Here is a 19,511-nt window from a genome sequence, read left to right on the forward strand (position 1 = left end):
TAAATAATTAGGAGGAATAAGGCATGGCAGCAACAAAAAAATCGGCATCAAAAAAAACTAATAATTCAGAATCTGTAGAAAGTTTTGGATATATATTTCAACCATTTAGTCCAAAGTCTTTAGCTCTTATTCATAAATATAATTTACAAACTGATGAGAGTTATAAAAAATTAATAACTTCATTTGAAAGAATTGATTCTTTACCTGATGAAGATCCAAGAAAAATAAATTTGGTACAACTATGAGAAGCTGAATTTAACAGACTGTTTAAATTCTTTTGAGAAAATTATACAAGAGGTCAAAAAAAATCTACAGATGGAATTTCTGGTTGAAAAGAACGTCTAGATGTTAAACCACTTGCTACGTCTCCTGCTGAAAAAAGAAAAGACTTTATGTCTAGACTTTCTCCAGGAGCAAACAATTCTGGAAGATTAACAAAAGAAGAAATTATGAGTAGAGCTGGTTATCAATCAAAAGTAACTAGTGAACAATTCAATTTTACAGCAACTCCTAAAACTGGTAAAAACTTACACGAAATCGAGAATATTTTAAATGATGTAACTATGCAAGTTGAAGAAGAAGAAAAAATCATCGAGCCCGAAAGCATTTTGGATAATTCATTTAAAAACAATCAAAATGTCGAAGAAAACAAATTTGTTGATGAAGAGACCGAGATAATGACGCAAGAAGCTAAGCCAGATCCGAATTTATTAGCATTTGTTAATGGTAGTTTAGATAGTGAAAATAAATCAGAAGAGACAAAAACTGAGTCAAAAGTAACTGAAAATAATGCTAATGGTTATGTTGCTAATGAAAATATGTCAAGAGAAGAGTTTAACATTAGAAATAATATTGAAGCTGTGGAACCAATTAGAGATGAAAATGAAAAAGATCTCTCAGCACTAGAACTTGGAATTGATTTCTTTCAAAACTATTCTGAAATTCAACCAAATTCTATTCATACACTAAAAAAGAAAAATCAGCCTATCGCATATAATGAAAAGGATGAACTTATAAAACCTGATAAAAGAAACATTATCCCAAAAGATGGATTTGAAGTTTTTATTAATACCGAAAGAAATTCTATTGATGGGAAACAAAATTTTGATATCAAAACAGGTGAATCATCAAAACCTTATCACGAAATAAAACCAATTGGTCATTACAACATGAATTATGATTATATGAAAAGACCTTCAATGCAAGAGTTACTTGAGTCAAATAGACGAGAAGGTAAAGCTATTGATGAAATGACTGAAAAAATTGAATATCTTCGTGAACTTCGTAACGAGAGACGTCATAGAATTAATATGATGAAAGTTGAGAGAGCAAACAGTTACATAGTAGCGCGTGCTAGAAGACTTGCTGAGGAACGTGAATTAAGAAGAATTAAAAAACGTGACGAGTTAAACTTAAAAGCAATTGAAAAAGCAGATCGATTAAGAAGGATGCAAGAACGCCAAAAACTTATTGAGTTAATGCGTGAGCGACAAATGAGAAGATCTGAAGAAAAAAGAGTTGCAACCGTCTTAAAACTTGAACGTGATAGAAGAGTAGAACGAGACGCTAAATATAGATCAGAAATCGCATCTATAGATGCTGAAATAAGACGTGAACAAGAGTTAATTAAAAACACTGAGTTAAAAATGAAAGCTTACTTTACAAGAGTTCACGATGAAAAGTTATTTGATGAATCATTAAAATTAGCTAAAAAAGCTAAGAAACTTTCAAGATTAGATGATGAAGAAGAAAGACTATTACAAATTGAGGAAAGAAAAAGAAGAGAAAAAGTTGAAAGAATTAGCAAAAAATTCAACGAAAATCTTAAATAGAAAAAGATGGGTAAAAGTTTTAAACAAACCCATTTTTTTATAACATACTTATGAAATTAACAAGAATGTAATTATTTTTTTATTAGTTTATAATTAGAATAATATTAATCTAAAAATGAAGTATATATTTAAAGGCAACATTCTAAAAAAATCATTTTTAAATTATCTTTACAAAAGAAAGAACTAACCGAGGTATAAAAGTATGATAGTCATTGATAAGAAAAGTAGTCCCAAGGACTTCACATTAATAACAGAAAAAACTAAATTAAGAATCAAAGGTTTGATTGAGAAAAAACTTACTACACAAACCATCGCTTTATTTGCGCAAGAGTATGAGTTATATGAACCTGCAATTAGATCAGAAATTATGGAGTTTATTTTATTCTTAATTTCTAAAGAAGAAGCTGAAATTAAATCTAAAGATACCCAACACTTAGATACAAGAACCAGATTACTCTTAGAAATGAGAAAAATGGAATTCAGTGAAAAAAAATCAAACATCAAAAAAATCCAAGAAGTTCTAATAAAAAAAGAGGTTGACGAAGAACGTAAAAAAGCCGCAAAATTAGCAGCTGAAAAAGCAAAACTTAATAAACCTGAAATACCAAAGATAAATGATAAATTAGAAAAAATGTTGCGAGAAGCTCGTGAACGTGAACTACAACGCGAAAAAGAAGAAAAGTTAGCAAAACAAAAAAAAGAAAAAGAAGCTTTACTTAAAAAAGAAGCTGCAAAAAAACTTGCAGAACAAAAAAGAAAAGAAAATCAGAAAAAAAGAGAAGAGCTTCAAAAGAATAAAGTTAATAATTCCAATATAAAAGATAAAAACTCTTCTAACGACCTAAAAACTTTAAATAAAGATAATAAAGCTGAATCTGTTGAGAAAAAAACCTCAAGTACTACAACAAAAGCTAAAAATGATAATAAGAAGCCTTTGAGTTACGAAGAAAAGCTATTTGCTGCAAAGAATAATCAATTCACTCCAGTGGAAAGAGATTATGAAAAAGAACAAAGAGAAAAAGAGAAGTTGTGAAAAGAACTTTACGGTAATCCAAGAGATCAAAAATCTGGTGATAAGCCAACTACAACTTCTAAAGAAACTTGAATAAAAGAAATCGATAAAACACCAACAATTGAAGAACTAGTACTTGAAGACTATAGTCTTTATGGCCACAGATACCCAATTGATGAATTAATTAATCCAATAAATAAATACTACATTTTTTGAAATTCAATAAAAAATAAATACCATGTTTCCAATATAACAAGTTGATTGAAAGAAACAACTCCTAAAATGCATAAGAAATTATGAAAAAAACGTAAGAAACTACAAAAAAAGGTAGACAAAAAAATGGGCGTTCCTAAAAAAGTTGCTCCTAATAAATCAAATAATAAAGTCGAGACTAAAGAAAGTCAAAAACAAGATTAAAATTAAATACACAAAAAAAGCACACAATTGCTTTTTTTATTTTGAAGCACATAAATATATGTATAATTATACTAACTTGGAGGTAGTTATGTTTTATACAGCAACAGAAGCAATAAACTTGGCTTATAAAACTATTGGTTATCTTTCAGCGGAGATAGTAGCCTTTAATCACGATAAATCTATAAAAGAACTTATAACACTAGACATTAAAGAGTTTTATCGCTTTATTTATAAAAATAACTTAAATACTGAGGCAGAAGTTTTTAATGCATTTGAAAATTTTAATTGAACTTATAAAAAAGCTTCTGATGATATTTTAATTGCCGACAATATTAAAAGTCTTTTACGAAATTATTATTTAACAAAACCAGCAAAAAACTATTATTTAGATTATAAGTACGTTAATAAAGAATTAAATAAAATTTATAATCAATCTCTTAACAATACATTTATAATTGAAAAAACTAGCATTGATTGAAATAAAACCATTAAACTAATTGAATCAAATTTTTTAATGTGGGTCTATAATAATAATTTCAAACAAGATGAAAATTTAAAAAACAATTTATTAGCGCTCTTAAAAAACATGAATGAAGATGAAGAAATAAATTATCATAGTAAATATAAAATTTTGATCAAAGAGTTAAATTCAATAAACAAGTTCATGTCAAGTATGGACAATAATAATCTAGAAAAAACAACTTATAACTTAATTAAATACGAAAAGTTTAAAGAAACAATAGCACTAAAAAATTTATTACAAGGCCAACCAATAGATATTTACTTAAAATACGAAAATATCGTGAGTTCCATAGAGTTCCTACCTGACGACGCAAGATATTGAAATTTTGGTGTTACAATTGACACTCTTATCAGAGTGTTTTTTACAACTCTTATTTTTAAGCTTATTAAATCAGAAACAACTTCTATTTGAGGTCCTACATTAGAGATGATTAGATCAAATGGGGGATGGGAAATAGATACTGGAAAGATACCATTAAGAAATATGCTTATTGCAATAACACAAGATCATAAAACAATTAATAAAATGATACCTATGGATGAAAAAAAGTTGATTCTGAACTTACCCATTTTAATCTATGCTTTATTAGAAGAATACTTTGTCATTCTAAAAAAGAATAACACGGATTCTAAACCACAAATAAAAACTAAATTGGAGCTATTTGAGGCTATATTTTATACATATTTCAATAAACTAGCGAAATTGATAATTTACTATCAACAAGAACTGGAAAATAATCTATTAATGAAACCAAAAGAAACTTTATCTGAGGTTGATATGACACTAATATCAAAGCTCCTTACATTTGATGATAAAAATGAAATAATCAAAACACTAAGAGAAATTAACTCTAACTTACACGATTATACTGATAAAGATATTTTACAAGTACTAAATTTTCTTTATAATATAAAAGGTTAATAACTTTCAAACAAAGAAAAGTTAAAAGGAGCGTTATGGAATGTTGTAATTGTGATACAAAATATATTCAAAGTTGTAATTGCGTGATTCTATCGGATTTATGTGATATTGAACTATGTTGTTGATGCTGCTTGCATTCTATTATTCAAAACTTTAAGAAAACAACAAATTACGAAGAAAAATTAAACACATATATTAATGATCTAATAAAAAGCAACGAGCATGGAAAATATATTAAAAAATTATTCAAACAATTATCAAAGGATATGGAAATAAATCAAAAATCTTATAATAAATTATTATCAAAAAATTATTTAAACTCTATCGATAAGAATTTAGGGTCTCTAAATTTAGCGAGAGAAGTTGATAATGATTTTGGATTTAAGATTAGAGCTCAGTTAAATGAATGAGAATATTTAATAGAACTAATTAACTTATATATAGATTTTGGACCAGAAGAAATCAAAAAAGAAATTCACATAGAGTTTCAAAACTGAATATCTTTTTTATTTAAGTTAATTGGTGACATTGCGGTTCTATTTATACGTACAACCGTAGTTGATGAAAATGCAAGTTATATTGCAACTACCAAGGAAAAACTTATTGATATAGAGGAAAACCTTCACAAAACGGAGCTAAACTTAGGTGCTAAAACTATTATATAATCGTATTATTTTGATATAATTAATTTTGTCAATATTATAAAGGAGAATAATAATATGAAATTTAGTGCGAAAAAATCTGCACAAAATGTGCAAGGTATATGAACTGTAACAATTGATGGAGAAGAATGAAAAAAGGCAGTTGCTAAAGGTAAAAATAAAGCGGCAGCAAAAATTCAAATACCTGGTTTCAGAGTTGGGAAAGCACCCAAAGAGAAAATTGAACAATATTTAACACCAGTTAAGTACTTAAATGCAGCAGTTCAATCAGTTTTATCAAAGGCTTGAGACTTTGCTAAAGAGCAAAAAACTGACATTCAACCTTTTAATTCACCGGTTCCAACACCAAAAAAAGTATCTGAAACTTCTTGTGAACTTGAATTTGTATTTGATTTAAGACCAGAAATAGAGATTAGTGAATACAAAGGTTTAAAATCAAAAGACCTAGTTAAAGAGAAAATTGAAGTAACAAATGAAGACTTAGAAAAAGCAATCGATCAATACAGAGAAAAATTTGTTATGGAAAAAGAAAGAGGACCAGAAGATAAAATCAAAAAAGGGGACAATGTAAAGTTTGACTTCGAAGGATTTATTGATGGAGTAAGTTTCAAAGGTGGAAAAGGTACCGATTTCCAATTAATAATTGGTTCTGGTAATATGATTCCTGGTTTTGAAGATGCTATGATTGGTAAAAAGTTAGGTAAAACAAAAATAAAAGTAACTTTCCCTGTTGACTACACAAAGGAATTATCTGGTAAAGAAGCGGAATTTGAATTAAATATTAAATCTATCAAAGAAAGAATTCTACCAAATAAAGACGATGAGTTGGCAAAGGATTTAAATCTACCAAACATTAAAACTTACAAAGAGTTAGAAGATAGTATCAAAAAACAAATTTTAGAACAAAAAACTAATATTCAAAAGAATACTTTTGTAAATAAAATCATTGATAAAATCATTGAAAAATCAAATATTCAATTACCAAAGTCAGTAGTTGACAAAGAAATTGATAACTTATTTAAAGAGTTTGAAAGTAAAGTTTTAAGTCAAAAACTTACAATGAAAGACTATAAAAAACAAACAGGTTTAACTGATGCTGACATTAGAGAAGAATTATTTGATGATGCAAAACGTAAAATTTGTAGTTATTTAGTAACTGATAAAGTGCGTAATACCGAAAAATTTGAAGCTACTAAAGAAGAACTAGATGCTAAGTATCAAATGCTAGCAAGTCAATTTAATCTTGAGTTAGATTACATCAAAAATGTTATCTTACCCGAAGAACAAGTTAAAGAAGAAATTATAAGAGAAAAATTAGTTACTTTCTTATATGAAAATAATGGATAAAATACATAAAAAAATGTATTTTTTTTATTTTTTAGCACTTAAACCTTGCAAGTGCTAAAATTTGTGATAATATAATTTTGTACCGAAATAGGAGGAAGAAAGATGAATATTAGTAAAAAATTACCGTTACTTGTAACACGTGGAAGTTATGTATATCCAACATTTGAACAAGTTTTGGAAATTGGTAGAGATAAAACTACCTTGGCGGTTAAAGAAGCTGTAGCTAATCACGAAGGACTAATCCTAATCGTATCGCAAAAAAAACCACTTGAAGATGATCCTAAAATTGAAGATTTATTCACATTTGGAGTATTAGCGAAGGTTAGCGTTAAAAAAGAATGAAAAGATGGTACTTTAACTGTTAATATTAAAGCAATTTCAAGAACAGAAATTAAATCAATCGAATTAAATGATTATTACACTGCAGAATACGAGGAAAAAGAATTAAACAAAAACGAAGATAAAACTGCATTAGATAAAATAACAAAATATATCAAAGTTATGATTACTTCTCAAGATGAATTTCCTTCTGAAATGGAAGACATACTAAAAGACACTGGTCCACACATAAATCCGAGTTATTTAGTTGATAGTGCAGCACATTTAATGCCTTTCATGCCAATAGAAAAAAAACAAGCTATATTAGAAGAATTGGACCCAGTTAAGAGAATTACAATTATTAATGACTTTTTAGATGAAAAACGTCAATCTGCTGACATCGAGACTTCTATTAGCAAGAAAATAAAATCAAGAGTTGATGAACAACAAAGAGAATTTTATTTAAGAGAAAAATTAAAGGCTATTAAAGACGAATTAGGAGATATGGATGGTGAAGGAGATGATATGAAAAAATATCGCTCACGCCTTGATAATGAACCATTTCCTGAAAACATTAAAAAAAGAATTTTACAAGAAATTGATCGTTATGAGGGACTTCCCGCAGCTTCTAGTGAGGCTAACATAATTAGGTCATATATTGATTGAATGATGCAAACTCCATGATGAGAAAAATCAGAAGAAAAAACTGATTTGAAGTTTGCGAGAAACATACTTGATAAATACCACTACGGTTTAGAAAAAGTAAAAGAAAGAATTATCGAATATCTTGCTGTTAAACAAAATACAAATAAAGTTAAAGGACAAATCATTACTCTAGTTGGACCTCCGGGTGTTGGTAAAACAAGTTTAGCAAAATCTATTGCTGAATCAATGGGTAGAGGTTTTGTAAAGATTGCTTTAGGTGGTATTAAAGACGAATCAGAAATAAGAGGGCACAGAAAAACTTATATAGGTGCTATGCCAGGTAGAATCATTCAAGGTATGAAAAAAGCAGGAGTTAAAAACCCAGTTTTCTTACTAGATGAAATTGATAAAATGGCTAGTGATTATAGAGGTGACCCTGCTTCTGCAATGTTAGAAGTTTTAGACCCTGAACAAAACTCAAAATTCTCTGATCACTATTTAGAAGAAGAATATGATTTAAGTGATGTTGTATTTATTGCAACAGCAAACTATCCTGATAATATTCCTGAAGCTCTTTACGACAGAATGGAAATTATTGAGTTATCTAGTTACACAGAAATAGAAAAATTAAAAATAGCAGATGAATATTTGGTACCTAAAGTATTAGATGATCATGCTGTTACAAAAGAGCAATTAAACTTTACTAAGGAAAGTTTAAGTGAAATAATCAAGCATTATACTCGTGAAGCAGGAGTACGTCAATTGGAAAGATGAATCGCTTCTATTACAAGAAAATTTGTAGTAAAAATGCTAAATAAAGAACTAGAAAAACTTGAAGTAACTCCTCAAGTAGTTAACGAGTTATTGAAAAAACGAATATTTGAGCACACTGAAAAAGAAAAACAACCACAAGTTGGGGTAGTAACTGGTTTAGCTTACACTCAATTCGGGGGAGATATTCTTCCAATTGAAGTAAATCATTTCCCTGGTAAAGGTGGATTAATTTTAACTGGTAAATTAGGTGATGTTATGAAGGAATCTGCAACAATCGCTTATGACTTTGTAAAGGCAAATTATAAAGCCTTTGATATCCCTAAAGAAGTTTTCACAGAAAACGATATCCATATCCACGTTCCAGAAGGAGCTGTTCCAAAAGATGGACCAAGTGCTGGTATTACAATAACATCAGCAATTGTGTCAGCCTTAACAAATAAACCGGTTCCAAAAGATATTGGTATGACTGGTGAAATAACTCTAAGAGGATTAGTTTTCCCAATTGGAGGATTAAGAGAAAAATCAATTTCTGCTCATAGAAGTGGTTTGAAAAAAATATTGATACCATTTAAAAACACTAAGGATATAGATGATATTCCAGAGGAAGTTAGAAATGAATTAGAAATTGTTCCTGTTGAAAAATATGAGCAAGTTTATGAACACGTTTTTGGTGTAAAAGCAAAAGAGTTCACAACTGAATTACCAATTGCAACAATTTCAAACAAACCAGATGAAGCATCACATTAATTAGAAAAACCAAGAAATTGGTTTTTTTATTTTGGTATGATACATATAGTGTATGGAGGTAAATATGGTTAAGTCGCTTAGTTTCTTGTTGAGACCAAACTCTTTGGATAATATAGTTGGTCAGACACATTTATTAAATAAAAAAAACGGAATAATTTATAAAATGAAAGAAAAAAATTTCATAACTAACATCATTTTTTATGGACCACCAGGTATCGGAAAAACCTCTATGGCTATCTCATTAGCTAATGACTTGAACTTAGAATATATTTGTTTTAATGCTGCTAATGACAAAAAAGATAAACTTTTAAAAATTGTGGAAAATTCAAAAAACAAAAAAATAGTTTTATTAATTGATGAAATACATAGAATGAATCGTAACATCCAAGATTTTTTATTAGAGTTTATTGAGTCACGTGAGATTACTGTATTTTTAACAACGACCGAAAATCCCTTTTTTGTCATCAATCCAGCTATTCGAAGCAGATGTACTATAATGAAATTAAATAATATCACTTTGGAAGAAATGCAAGATGGCTTAGTAAAGATATTAAAGAACAACCATATAGACTTGCAATTTGAAAAAGATGCATTTGAACATTTGTGTAATTATGCAAATGGCGATTTAAGAGTCGCTATTAATGCAATAGAAATCATCTTTAATTTATACAAAGATCAAAAAATAGATGTTGAAATTATAAATGCAATATTTAATAAGTCTTACATTAGAGGTAGTGGTGTTGGTGATGAATTCCACGATTTAAAGAGTGCGCTACAAAAATCAATAAGAGGAAGTGATGTTAATGCCGCACTACATTATTGATCTAGACTTATGGAATTAGGTGACTACGAAACCTTGATGAGAAGAATGATAATTATTGCCTATGAAGATGTTGGTTTGGCAAATCCAGCTATAGCTACTAGGGTTTACCAAGCATGTGAGGTTTTTAGAAAAGTTGGTATGCCAGAAGGAAGATTAGTTTTGGGAATGGCTATTATTGAAATGGCTTTAAGTGAAAAGTCTAACTCATCGTATTTAGCCATTAATGAAGCACTAGATGATGTAGATAAAGGTAATACACCACCAATTCCTAATTTTTTAAGAGATACTAGTTATAAAAACGCAAAAGAGCTAGGTTATGGTTTAGGGTATAAATATCCTCATAATTTTGAAAATGATTGAGTAGAACAACAATATCTTCCTAATGAAATAAAAAACCGTGAGTATTTTAAATTCAAACCACACTCAGCTTATGAGAAAAAATTAAAAGAAATTTATTATAAATTTACTAATAAAAAATAATAAAATAAGTAAAGGAGGCATTTAAGATGAAAACCAGTTTAGAAATAGTAGAAGATTTAGCCAAGAATGGTTATAATTGAATGCCAAATTACAAGAACATACTAGAAAAAGTTTGAAGTAATATGGAAACGTACTTCAACGAAAATGAAGAAGTACTTTCTGCTCTTTGAGCGAGCTTTAAAAGATATGATGATGATATGTTAGGAGTTGTTTTTATAACCACAAAAAGAACTTTTACATTGGAAGTTCTTGATAATGATAGTAACACACAAATAAGGTATTTGCCTTTTGATTCATATCGACTGGAAAAAATTCAACTACAACTAGCAAAGACTCCAAAAGGACTTAATTACGTTTCATTACAAAGCGATAGTTTTGGTAATGGAATAACTTTTGCAACACCTAACAAAGATGTTGCCAAACACTTCATTGACACCTTGAGAGGTTCCACAAATGGAGTGATAGAAATTTTACCTGAATCTGATGATCCATTATTGGCTAATAATGAAAAAGAACAAGTAATTGACGAAGATTTAGAAAAGGCAAAAGAAATAGTTCCACATAAACATGAAAAAAAACACGAAGAGTTAAAACCTATAGAAGAAAACCCAAATTGAAGAAAAGCACCTCCATTGAATTCACAAAAAGAGGTAGAAATAAAAATTGTTCCTCCAAAAAAAGAAAAGAAACCAAAAATTAGAAAAGAAGGATATGCATCTAAGTGGAAATCAAAACTATGATTATGTTGATTTTTATTACCCGTTGGATTAATTTCAATAATTATATCAATGATGATTCTCATTTAAAAAAACTTGTACAAAAGTACAAGTTTTTAATTTATTTTTAAAATCGATTCTAGTTCCCAAGCTTCCATATAATTCATTTGTTTAATTTTAACTGCATATTTGGTTACTTTTTTTGTTCTTGGATCGGTATATATAATATTGTAATTGATCTTTGCATCATTATTATTTTCAAATCCATCATGTTCTATTCCATCGATTATGAAGTTGTTTTCACTTAAATATGATTTAAAATTGTCGTTGATATAATTTCGTTTATTCTCTTGCATTAACTTTAATGAATCAATAGCATCGTTTACGATTTTTTTCACATTTTCATCTGCAAAAATCTTTTCTGCTCCACCCAAAATAGAGTTGCCTTCAAATGTATTATTTTTTTGCCTATAACCTAAAAGGTACATTGCAGCTTTAGTTCCTTTTAAATCACCATCAGGACTTGTATATATTAGTCCTTTATATTGAGTTGTGTACATCGCTGCTTCTAAAGAAGATAGGCCAGTTTTAAAAATCTTATCATTCTCTTTTAATTCGATAGTTTTTTCTGTAAGCAATTTGCAAATACTTTCAATTCCTTCTTTGATTTTATCGGCACTTTTTTGAGTTTTCTCATTATTTAGTGCATATGTAGAAAATTCTTCATACAATTTTTTAAGGTAATCGGATATAGTCATGCCATCCATTATGGTAGCGTTAAATAAATTGCTTAGATTAAAGTTTTTATTATTTATTTCTAAATTTAATAACTCTTTGAATAATGTTGAATCTTCGTCATAAAGAGCACTAAAAGGTTTAACCATTTTTTCATTATTTTGACTATAATCTAAATTTATAGAAGATGATAATGATTTTATAAGCGGGAATAAACCACTAGTATTAGTATTCTGAGTAATATTATCAACCACTTGGGTTATAAGATAACCAGGATTTAAACTTTTTAATCCTTCTGCTAGTTTTGGGTCAAGTAAACTACCAACTAACCCATTTCCTAGACCAGTTATTAATATACCTAATGGTGATTGAACTCCTTGTTTTTTTATTTTTTCTAGTAAATTAGAAATACTCAATAAATCTCATTTTTTACCTTTTATCTCTATATCGCTTCCACCTGAGTAAATAATTAAATTTAATAGCTTCTGCATTTGAATTCCATTTGGGTTATCAACGTTACTTGTTGCGATTGCTAAGTTTTTAATCACTTTATTAAATGAAAAACTCTCAAAAGGTTTATTTCGTAAGTTTTCTAGATAAACGCTATTACTTTCATTTGTAGCATATAAATGTTTTGAATCAGTTGGGGTGTAATCTTCAAAATCAATAGAACCAATTATTTGTAAAAACCCACCGATTATGAAAAATAAATCATCGATATGAGAAATAATATTTAGAAATTTTACATCATTTATATTTTTAATTAACTCTAAAGCTGAATCGCTTATATTATTTAGAAAATCATTATCACCTACAATATTTTTATATTTATTTGACTCTATTTTTCCTTTACCTGTTAAATCAACAAGTATGTTGTTTATTCTTATTACTATTGAGTTTTGTATGTCTTTATTTGTTAATTTTTCTCTTTGTGGAAAATCATTGAACATTTCGTTATTTATGTAGTTTTCAAACTCTCTGAAATTTCTAAATATTTTGAATAATCCTGTTATTACACTTAAAATAATATTCCCAATCTCTTTATTTTCGATTGCTTTTAAAAATGGTACATTCAAAAAGTTATCCATTATTCCTTTTAATAGCCCAGATTTAGATAAAAAGGTAATTGCTTTAGCAAGTGAACCTGCATTCTTACTTATGTTAGTCAAAATATCATCAGGAATAGGGAGGTTAACATTACCATCTTTTACTATAAGATTAGCTAAAATTGGAAGTGCTCCTTCTAAAAAACCAGCTAAGCGAGTATTTATACCACCACTAGATTTAATAGCGGTTAGGAAAATTAATCCATAATCAATAACTTTATCTATGGAAGTATTAGCATTCTTACCTCCAAGTGTTAAATTTGAATTTTCTCCCAATTTTTTTATGCTATCTGTGTTAAATGAACTTTTGAAATAAGATTTACTTAATGACTCCATAGTTGTTTGTTTTGTTTCACCAAAAGCAGTATTCATATCTTTCGCTTTACTAGGTAGAAGAATACTTTGTAAATAGTCATTGTCTAATCCAGAAGAATCATTAACTACAGCACTTCGTAGAAGTGTACTAGAAACATTAACAAGATTTGATATTTTGTTGGCAATATATTGTTTTTCATAATTAACCAATGTACACCCTGTAACTGAAACTGTTGATGTTCCAATTGATATACATGACAATATAATAAGTAATTTTTTCATTTCAACCTCTTTTAAAACAATTTTAATATTTATATTATAATATTTTTATTTAATATAAAACTTTAATAATTTAAAAATGTATTTATAATAATCATATGTAAATACTAAAAAATATAAGGGGAATATATGTTTAAGAAAAGAAAATCTACACTAGCATTATATTTAAAACAAGGTTTCAAAGGAATATTTAAATTTAGAATACAATTTTTAATAATAATAATTTTAGGATTTATATCAACTTTTGTTCTAACTATTTCACTTTCTCTATCACAGAGATTAACAAATGAGTATGACAAAGTTATGAATAAAATGGACCGTTTTGATTATATTTCTAGTAAAGATGTCGGTGTTAAGGCCAATGGTAAAAAAGATGCGAAATTTGTACCAATGATGGACTTCATTAATTTTCAATCATTAACAAAAACTTTTGGTGATGGTAGTTCATATAATAGTCTTGATTCTGGAGTAAATTACAATTTCAATATAAGTAATTTTGACTTCGGTATGTATGAAAACGATGAGAATGTTAAAAGTCTAATCAATGATTATAAATCAACTTATAGAGAAACTTTTTTAACAAAAGGTTTTTCTGATAATGAAATAATTAAAAATAATTATTTTGGAATGGTTAAATCAGAAGATTTTTTAGAGAGTTTTTTTGATTATAAATATGATGGTTTGAATGGTAATACAATATACCCACCAAATCAAGATGGTTGAACTAATCATATAGATGGTAGTTGAATGTACCGTGAATTTGATAACAAACCAGAACCAATAAAAAATTATTTTATGAATTCTTCAGAAGAACTTAAAAGATTGTTATTAAATGATCTATTTAAATATGATGGCAAAGATGGTATTGGTAGTGATAAAAAAACCGCACCATATTTGATAAACTCTCCATTTTTCCAATTAAAGCAAAAATCTTTAATCAAGTTTGAAGACTTTTCTGTGAATGGTTACAATGAAGAAAATTTGAATCCCTATGATATTTATCTATATACTTCTTTAAAAACTGTTTTAAGTCAAATATTTTATATGTCTTGTGATTATATAAAATATTATGTTAACCAAGCAATTTCAACTGCTGAAGAAAATACTTTAGAAAGTGTCGAAGAAAATTTTAATCAAAAATATAAAGAAGCTGCTGGTTTTGGGTGAAAAGACAATAACGATACCATTGCGAATGTGCTTTTTGCATTTATATTTGGTAGACCTTATAATGTAGAAAAAAGCAAAAATAGCACAAAAATTAATAAAATGGTAGTTAATAGAGATAACAAACCATGAATACAAACTTTAAATCTAAATGAATTGACTGTTTTAAATTACAAGGGTTTAGTGTTACAAGAGGCAAAAGATCTTTATGAATTTGGTGCGAGAGGTTCGCTTAATCAATTTTTAGTTCAATTAGATTTAGAAGGTAGAGTTGCTGGAAGTGTTGGAACAACAAATCAATCTATAATACTTAAAAATGAAAGCCCAAATGAAACTTTAAATGAGGTATTGTCATATGATACAAGTTTTAATAGTTTTACAGATAGAAATATGATCACAAGAAGTAAAGTAAGTACACCAAAACTTTATTACTTGCGTAATTAATTGATTGGGCAAGCTAGTGATTTAAATATTGAAGAAAGAGCTGAGTTTCTTTTTCAAGATAATTTAACTGAAATAAGATATCGTATGGTAGTTTTGGATCCTCTTTGAAGTGAACGATTAACAATTTACCAAGGAAGAAAACCAAGAGATAAAAATGAAGTTATTATAAATAGTCAATTTGCAAAAGCACAACACATAAAATTAGGACAAAATCTAACTATTGGTGGTGGTGAATTTATTGTAAGTGGTTTAGCATCAGATCCTCTTAGTTATTTTCCAATTAGTGATACTCTAGAAGCGATACCTAATAGTGCTAAAACAGCGATTGTTTATGGAAATGATGCGACTTTTGAAAGTGTTATTTCAAAAGATTTTCAAAAACAAATTACTAAAACTTTGTACACCTTAGTAACAAACAAATCAAACGAAAAAAATTTGGATAAAAACATGTCTAGATTCGTAGCTAGCAAATTCAATAACCCATCTGAAATCGTTAGAAGTTTATCAACTTTAAACAAATTGAGCAACGATGAGGATGTAAAATTCAATAGCTCTGAAAGCAGTGAGGAATTCACTAAATTTGCAAGTTCACCATTTGCCTATAATTGAGAACTAACTCCAAAAGTTGTAGAAATATTCAAGTTATGTTCTATAATTTTAAGCAGTGTTGTTATTATAATTGCCTTAGTTGCAACTGGTATTACAGTTAAAAAGACTATTGAAATGAATTCAAGTGAAATAGGAATTTTAAAATCATTAGGTGCAAAAGCTAGTGAAATTTCATTATCATATGTTTGATATGGGATCTTTATAATGATTTTTGTTATACCAGTAGCTTGATTAACTGCTGCATTTACCCAAGAAACCATTGCCCGACTCTTTTTAAGTTATATGGGTGGTGTATATTGACAAGTTATTTTTAATTGACAATCATTCTTGATTGCATTTCTATTGTTTGGATTGTTGGTTGGATTAGTGTCATACCTAGTAGCTTACATTTTAACTAGAAAACCAGCCCTTACAATTATGGATAAAAAAGACGTTGTCAAACGTATAAAATTTCTTGATAATCTTAAATTTAAACTTACAAAAAGAACTAAGTTCACAACAAGATTTAGTATTGAGTTAGCTGCTTCTGGATTTTCAAAAACCTTATTGACAGGCGCTATGGTGTTTCTATCAGCGTTTATAGTTTCTGGTTGTTTAACACTTCTTGGTGTCGTTGATGTTGCACTAAGCAATTATTACAAAAATGTAAAATACGCGAATAATATTCAAAATGTTGAGTCAATTGGTAATGCACCGATGTCAAAAACATCTTTATCTGCTTGGCAGGGAGTGGAAGAATATGATAAATATTTATATGATTCAAAAGGTATTTTTGGAGATGAAGTAAAATCTATTTCAGAAGCACCATCAAATTTAGGTGGAGTTTCAGATACTTCTGTATTACCACATTTAACCCTAAATGTTAAGGATGGTAAATTAGAATCTGAATGACTTTATCAAACTTTATCAAACTCCATCAATAACAACCAAAATGAAGACAATAACAGCCTAGTATCAATTATTGGTAGCATATTTGGTAATAATATCAATCAACTTTTAGGAAAAGGTATATCTCTTGGAGAAATACAAAAAACATTAGATTGAATTATTCACTCTAATGAATTCAAAAGTGATGAATTTATGGCGAGAAAAGAAAAGGTAAAAACTGCATCAGATTTATTGTCTAGTACATTTCCACCAATAATTGCTCAACTTATGAATACTAGCGCAAAAGGAGAAGGTACTTGAAAAGAGCAAATTCTAGATGTTATTGTTTCTCAAACACCTTCATACATTAAAAACTTCTTTAACAAGTCAGAAAACAGACAAAATCAATTCGAATTTGGTTGAACAATTAACAATTATATTCCAACTGTAGATAATCTATATACAAAAATTAATGCTGAGACTAATAATAATAAATTATCTATTATTGGTCTTCAATCAACACAAAATGCATACAACTTTTCTAATATTAAAAATAATATATTTTTAAGTGAGTATAAAGCAAGAAAATTGCAAGATGTCATCTATGGCAAAGAAAATCAAAATATTTATATTGATAATTTTAAAGTTTACGATAAAGATAACGGGGAATTAACAATCCCAACTATTACAAATAGTCAAGCAAAATTAATATATCCTTTTAAAGATGATTTATTAGATAAACTAACTTTCAATGCAGATCGTTTAGTATTGTCTGAAGATCAAACCAATATACCTAATGAAGCTTGAATGTATGATGATAGAGATTATCAAAAATTCTTAAATCATGACATAAAAGAGGATAAAGGTTGACTCAGAGCTAGTGCTCTTTCAGCTAATAAGATGACTTATGCACCTATTTTCAATTACAATAATGGTACTAAAAAAGGGTTCGAAAAATATGATGGTGTTATTCCTAACTCTTTGGTTAAAGATTCTTATGGATTCTTTAATTTACAAAGTGAATATGACGAAAATGAACATGAAACTCTTAAAGCTGAGATAAGACCTTATTATCAATATGACAATATAACATTATTCATACCTAAATCAAAAGCAACTAGATTTGAAGCTATTAAAAATTTAGGAAATAAAGATACTTCTGAATGGTTTGGTTATATAGATAAAAATGCTGTTCCAAAAGACACAGTTAAACAGTGGGAAAATATCGATCCCGCAACAAAAAGCAATGATTATGTTTGAATAAGACCATACTCTTTGTATTACGATGTAAGGGGTAAATATGAGAAACCAAAAGCAAACCTTACAGGTATCGAATTATCACAATTAACAGATTCTTACAAAAACTTTTTGTGACAATCATTTAAATCTCAAAATAATCCATTTGCCATCGCAAACAAAACTATGGATTGAAACAAAATATCTGGGGGTAATATAAAAAAAATTAACCTTAAATCAGTTGGAGACCTTAAAGTTTATGGTAATAACTTAATCATCGCTGATCAAAATATCGTTAACTTAGTACATGGATATTCTATTGACAAGTACTTGCCATTCAATTATCAATATGAGGATAAAAACTCACAAAATAATGGTAGTTACACAGAAAATGGAGTAAAAGTTAATACATATGACTATGTTAATCCTAATAATCTTATAAATAATGAGAGTTCAAACAATTTAATATATGGAACAAACGATAAACAAAGAAGCATAAGACCGAATCTTTGATACAATGGAGTTTATTCTAATGCAAAAGAACCTTATTTCTTAACAACTCAAGCATCTTTCTCAAGAAATCCAAAAATTGGTGAAGATACTATAAACGGTGATAGCACTTATAAACTATGGGTTGAAACGACAGATACCGAGTTCTTATCACAACAACAAGCACTTATTGACCAAATATCTAAACTGATTATTTCAATAGGTACCTTATTTATATCTATGATAATTATTATTTCTTCGTTAGCAACAACATTGATTGCTGATCTTTATGTAAACCAATACAAAAAGTTCATGATCATAATGAAATCGCTTGGATACTCTAACTGAAAAATAATCAAATACTCGTTTGGATTTGTAAGTTTATTCTCTATGATTACTTATGTAATGGGTGTTTTAACAAGTTATTTAGTGATATTCGGAATAACAACATATATAAATAATAATTTCATTGCAATTCCATTTGGTTACACTTGGTGGGCACCGTTTGTCTCAACAATATTAGTCGTTGGTATGTTTATTTTATCAACAATTATAACAACCAGAAAGATTCGTAAGGAACCTCCAAGTTCATTAATGACGGGATAAAATAATTAATATAAAAAATATTTTAAAAACTACTTATTAAGTAGTTTTTTTTTATGAAAATTATATGCTTTTAATAAAGTTGTGATAATATAACTTTTAAGGTGATTAGTGTGAAAAAGTATAATCTAAATTTAACATTGAAATTTATACTCCTTTTAGGAATTATTTTTAATATTTTAGTTATTTTACTTTTAAGTGATCTTCCTTATATTTTTGCGATTTATATTTTTGCAATTGGTTTCATTTGATTTATTCAAATTATGTTTTGAATATTAATTTTTAAAAGATTCAAGCTACTAAAGGTTTACAAAAACACATATATAGAATATAAAAAATCTTTGAACGAAGTCATCTTGTTGTTGTTAAACCTATTGCTATGATTTACATTATTCTTTATGAATATCAAAGACTCTTATAATAATTACAGTAAGGTCTTGATTAATA

At 27.9% G+C, this 19,511-nt stretch carries 11 protein-coding genes; 10 read left to right on the top strand and 1 reads right to left on the bottom strand.

What is annotated here, in order from left to right; translation table 4 throughout:
* Positions 1-23: 23 nt before the first annotated feature.
* The 8 genes from SAPIS_RS01885 (at position 24) to SAPIS_RS01920 (ending at position 11,307) form a co-directional block, all read left to right on the top strand.
* Positions 24-1,832: a hypothetical protein gene (locus SAPIS_RS01885; RefSeq protein WP_023789143.1), complete on the top strand. Its 1,809-nt coding sequence runs from the start codon at positions 24-26 to the stop codon at positions 1,830-1,832.
* Positions 1,833-2,034: 202 nt separating this feature from the next.
* Positions 2,035-3,261, top strand: a complete 1,227-nt coding sequence (locus SAPIS_RS01890; RefSeq protein ID WP_023789144.1) for a hypothetical protein — start codon at positions 2,035-2,037, stop codon at positions 3,259-3,261.
* 88 nt (positions 3,262-3,349) lie between these two features.
* Complete coding sequence (locus tag SAPIS_RS01895) at positions 3,350-4,705, top strand: hypothetical protein (RefSeq protein WP_023789145.1); 1,356 nt, start codon at positions 3,350-3,352, stop codon at positions 4,703-4,705.
* A gap of 131 nt (positions 4,706-4,836) precedes the next feature.
* Complete coding sequence (locus SAPIS_RS01900) at positions 4,837-5,370, top strand: hypothetical protein (RefSeq protein ID WP_041612578.1); 534 nt, start codon at positions 4,837-4,839, stop codon at positions 5,368-5,370.
* 54 nt (positions 5,371-5,424) lie between these two features.
* Positions 5,425-6,714 (top strand): trigger factor, encoded by a 1,290-nt coding sequence (gene tig / locus SAPIS_RS01905; RefSeq protein ID WP_023789147.1) that lies wholly within the window; start codon positions 5,425-5,427, stop codon positions 6,712-6,714.
* Positions 6,715-6,816: 102 nt separating this feature from the next.
* Positions 6,817-9,198: an endopeptidase La gene (lon, locus tag SAPIS_RS01910; RefSeq protein ID WP_023789148.1), complete on the top strand. Its 2,382-nt coding sequence runs from the start codon at positions 6,817-6,819 to the stop codon at positions 9,196-9,198.
* 64 nt (positions 9,199-9,262) lie between these two features.
* A complete protein-coding gene (locus SAPIS_RS01915; RefSeq protein ID WP_023789149.1) occupies positions 9,263-10,501 on the top strand; it encodes a replication-associated recombination protein A in 1,239 nt (412 codons plus the stop codon).
* A 26-nt stretch (positions 10,502-10,527) separates the two neighbouring features.
* A complete protein-coding gene (locus tag SAPIS_RS01920; RefSeq protein WP_023789150.1) occupies positions 10,528-11,307 on the top strand; it encodes a hypothetical protein in 780 nt (259 codons plus the stop codon).
* A gap of 26 nt (positions 11,308-11,333) precedes the next feature.
* On the opposite strand, the gene SAPIS_RS01925 is transcribed toward SAPIS_RS01920, so the two are convergent.
* Entirely contained in the window at positions 11,334-13,655 is a 2,322-nt protein-coding gene (locus SAPIS_RS01925; RefSeq protein ID WP_023789151.1) for a hypothetical protein, read from the bottom strand.
* Positions 13,656-13,781: 126 nt separating this feature from the next.
* On the opposite strand from SAPIS_RS01925, the gene SAPIS_RS01930 reads away from it, so the two are divergent.
* Together SAPIS_RS01930 and SAPIS_RS01935 are read left to right on the top strand one after the other, a co-directional pair.
* Positions 13,782-15,260, top strand: a complete 1,479-nt coding sequence (locus tag SAPIS_RS01930) for a hypothetical protein (protein ID WP_023789152.1) — start codon at positions 13,782-13,784, stop codon at positions 15,258-15,260.
* Complete coding sequence (locus SAPIS_RS01935) at positions 15,261-19,067, top strand: ABC transporter permease (protein WP_023789153.1); 3,807 nt, start codon at positions 15,261-15,263, stop codon at positions 19,065-19,067. It begins immediately after the preceding gene.
* Positions 19,068-19,511 lie beyond the last annotated feature (444 nt).

This window comes from Spiroplasma apis B31, from assembly GCF_000500935.1.
In the GTDB taxonomy this organism is placed as follows: Bacteria; Bacillota_I; Bacilli_A; order Mycoplasmatales; family Mycoplasmataceae; genus Spiroplasma_A; species Spiroplasma_A apis.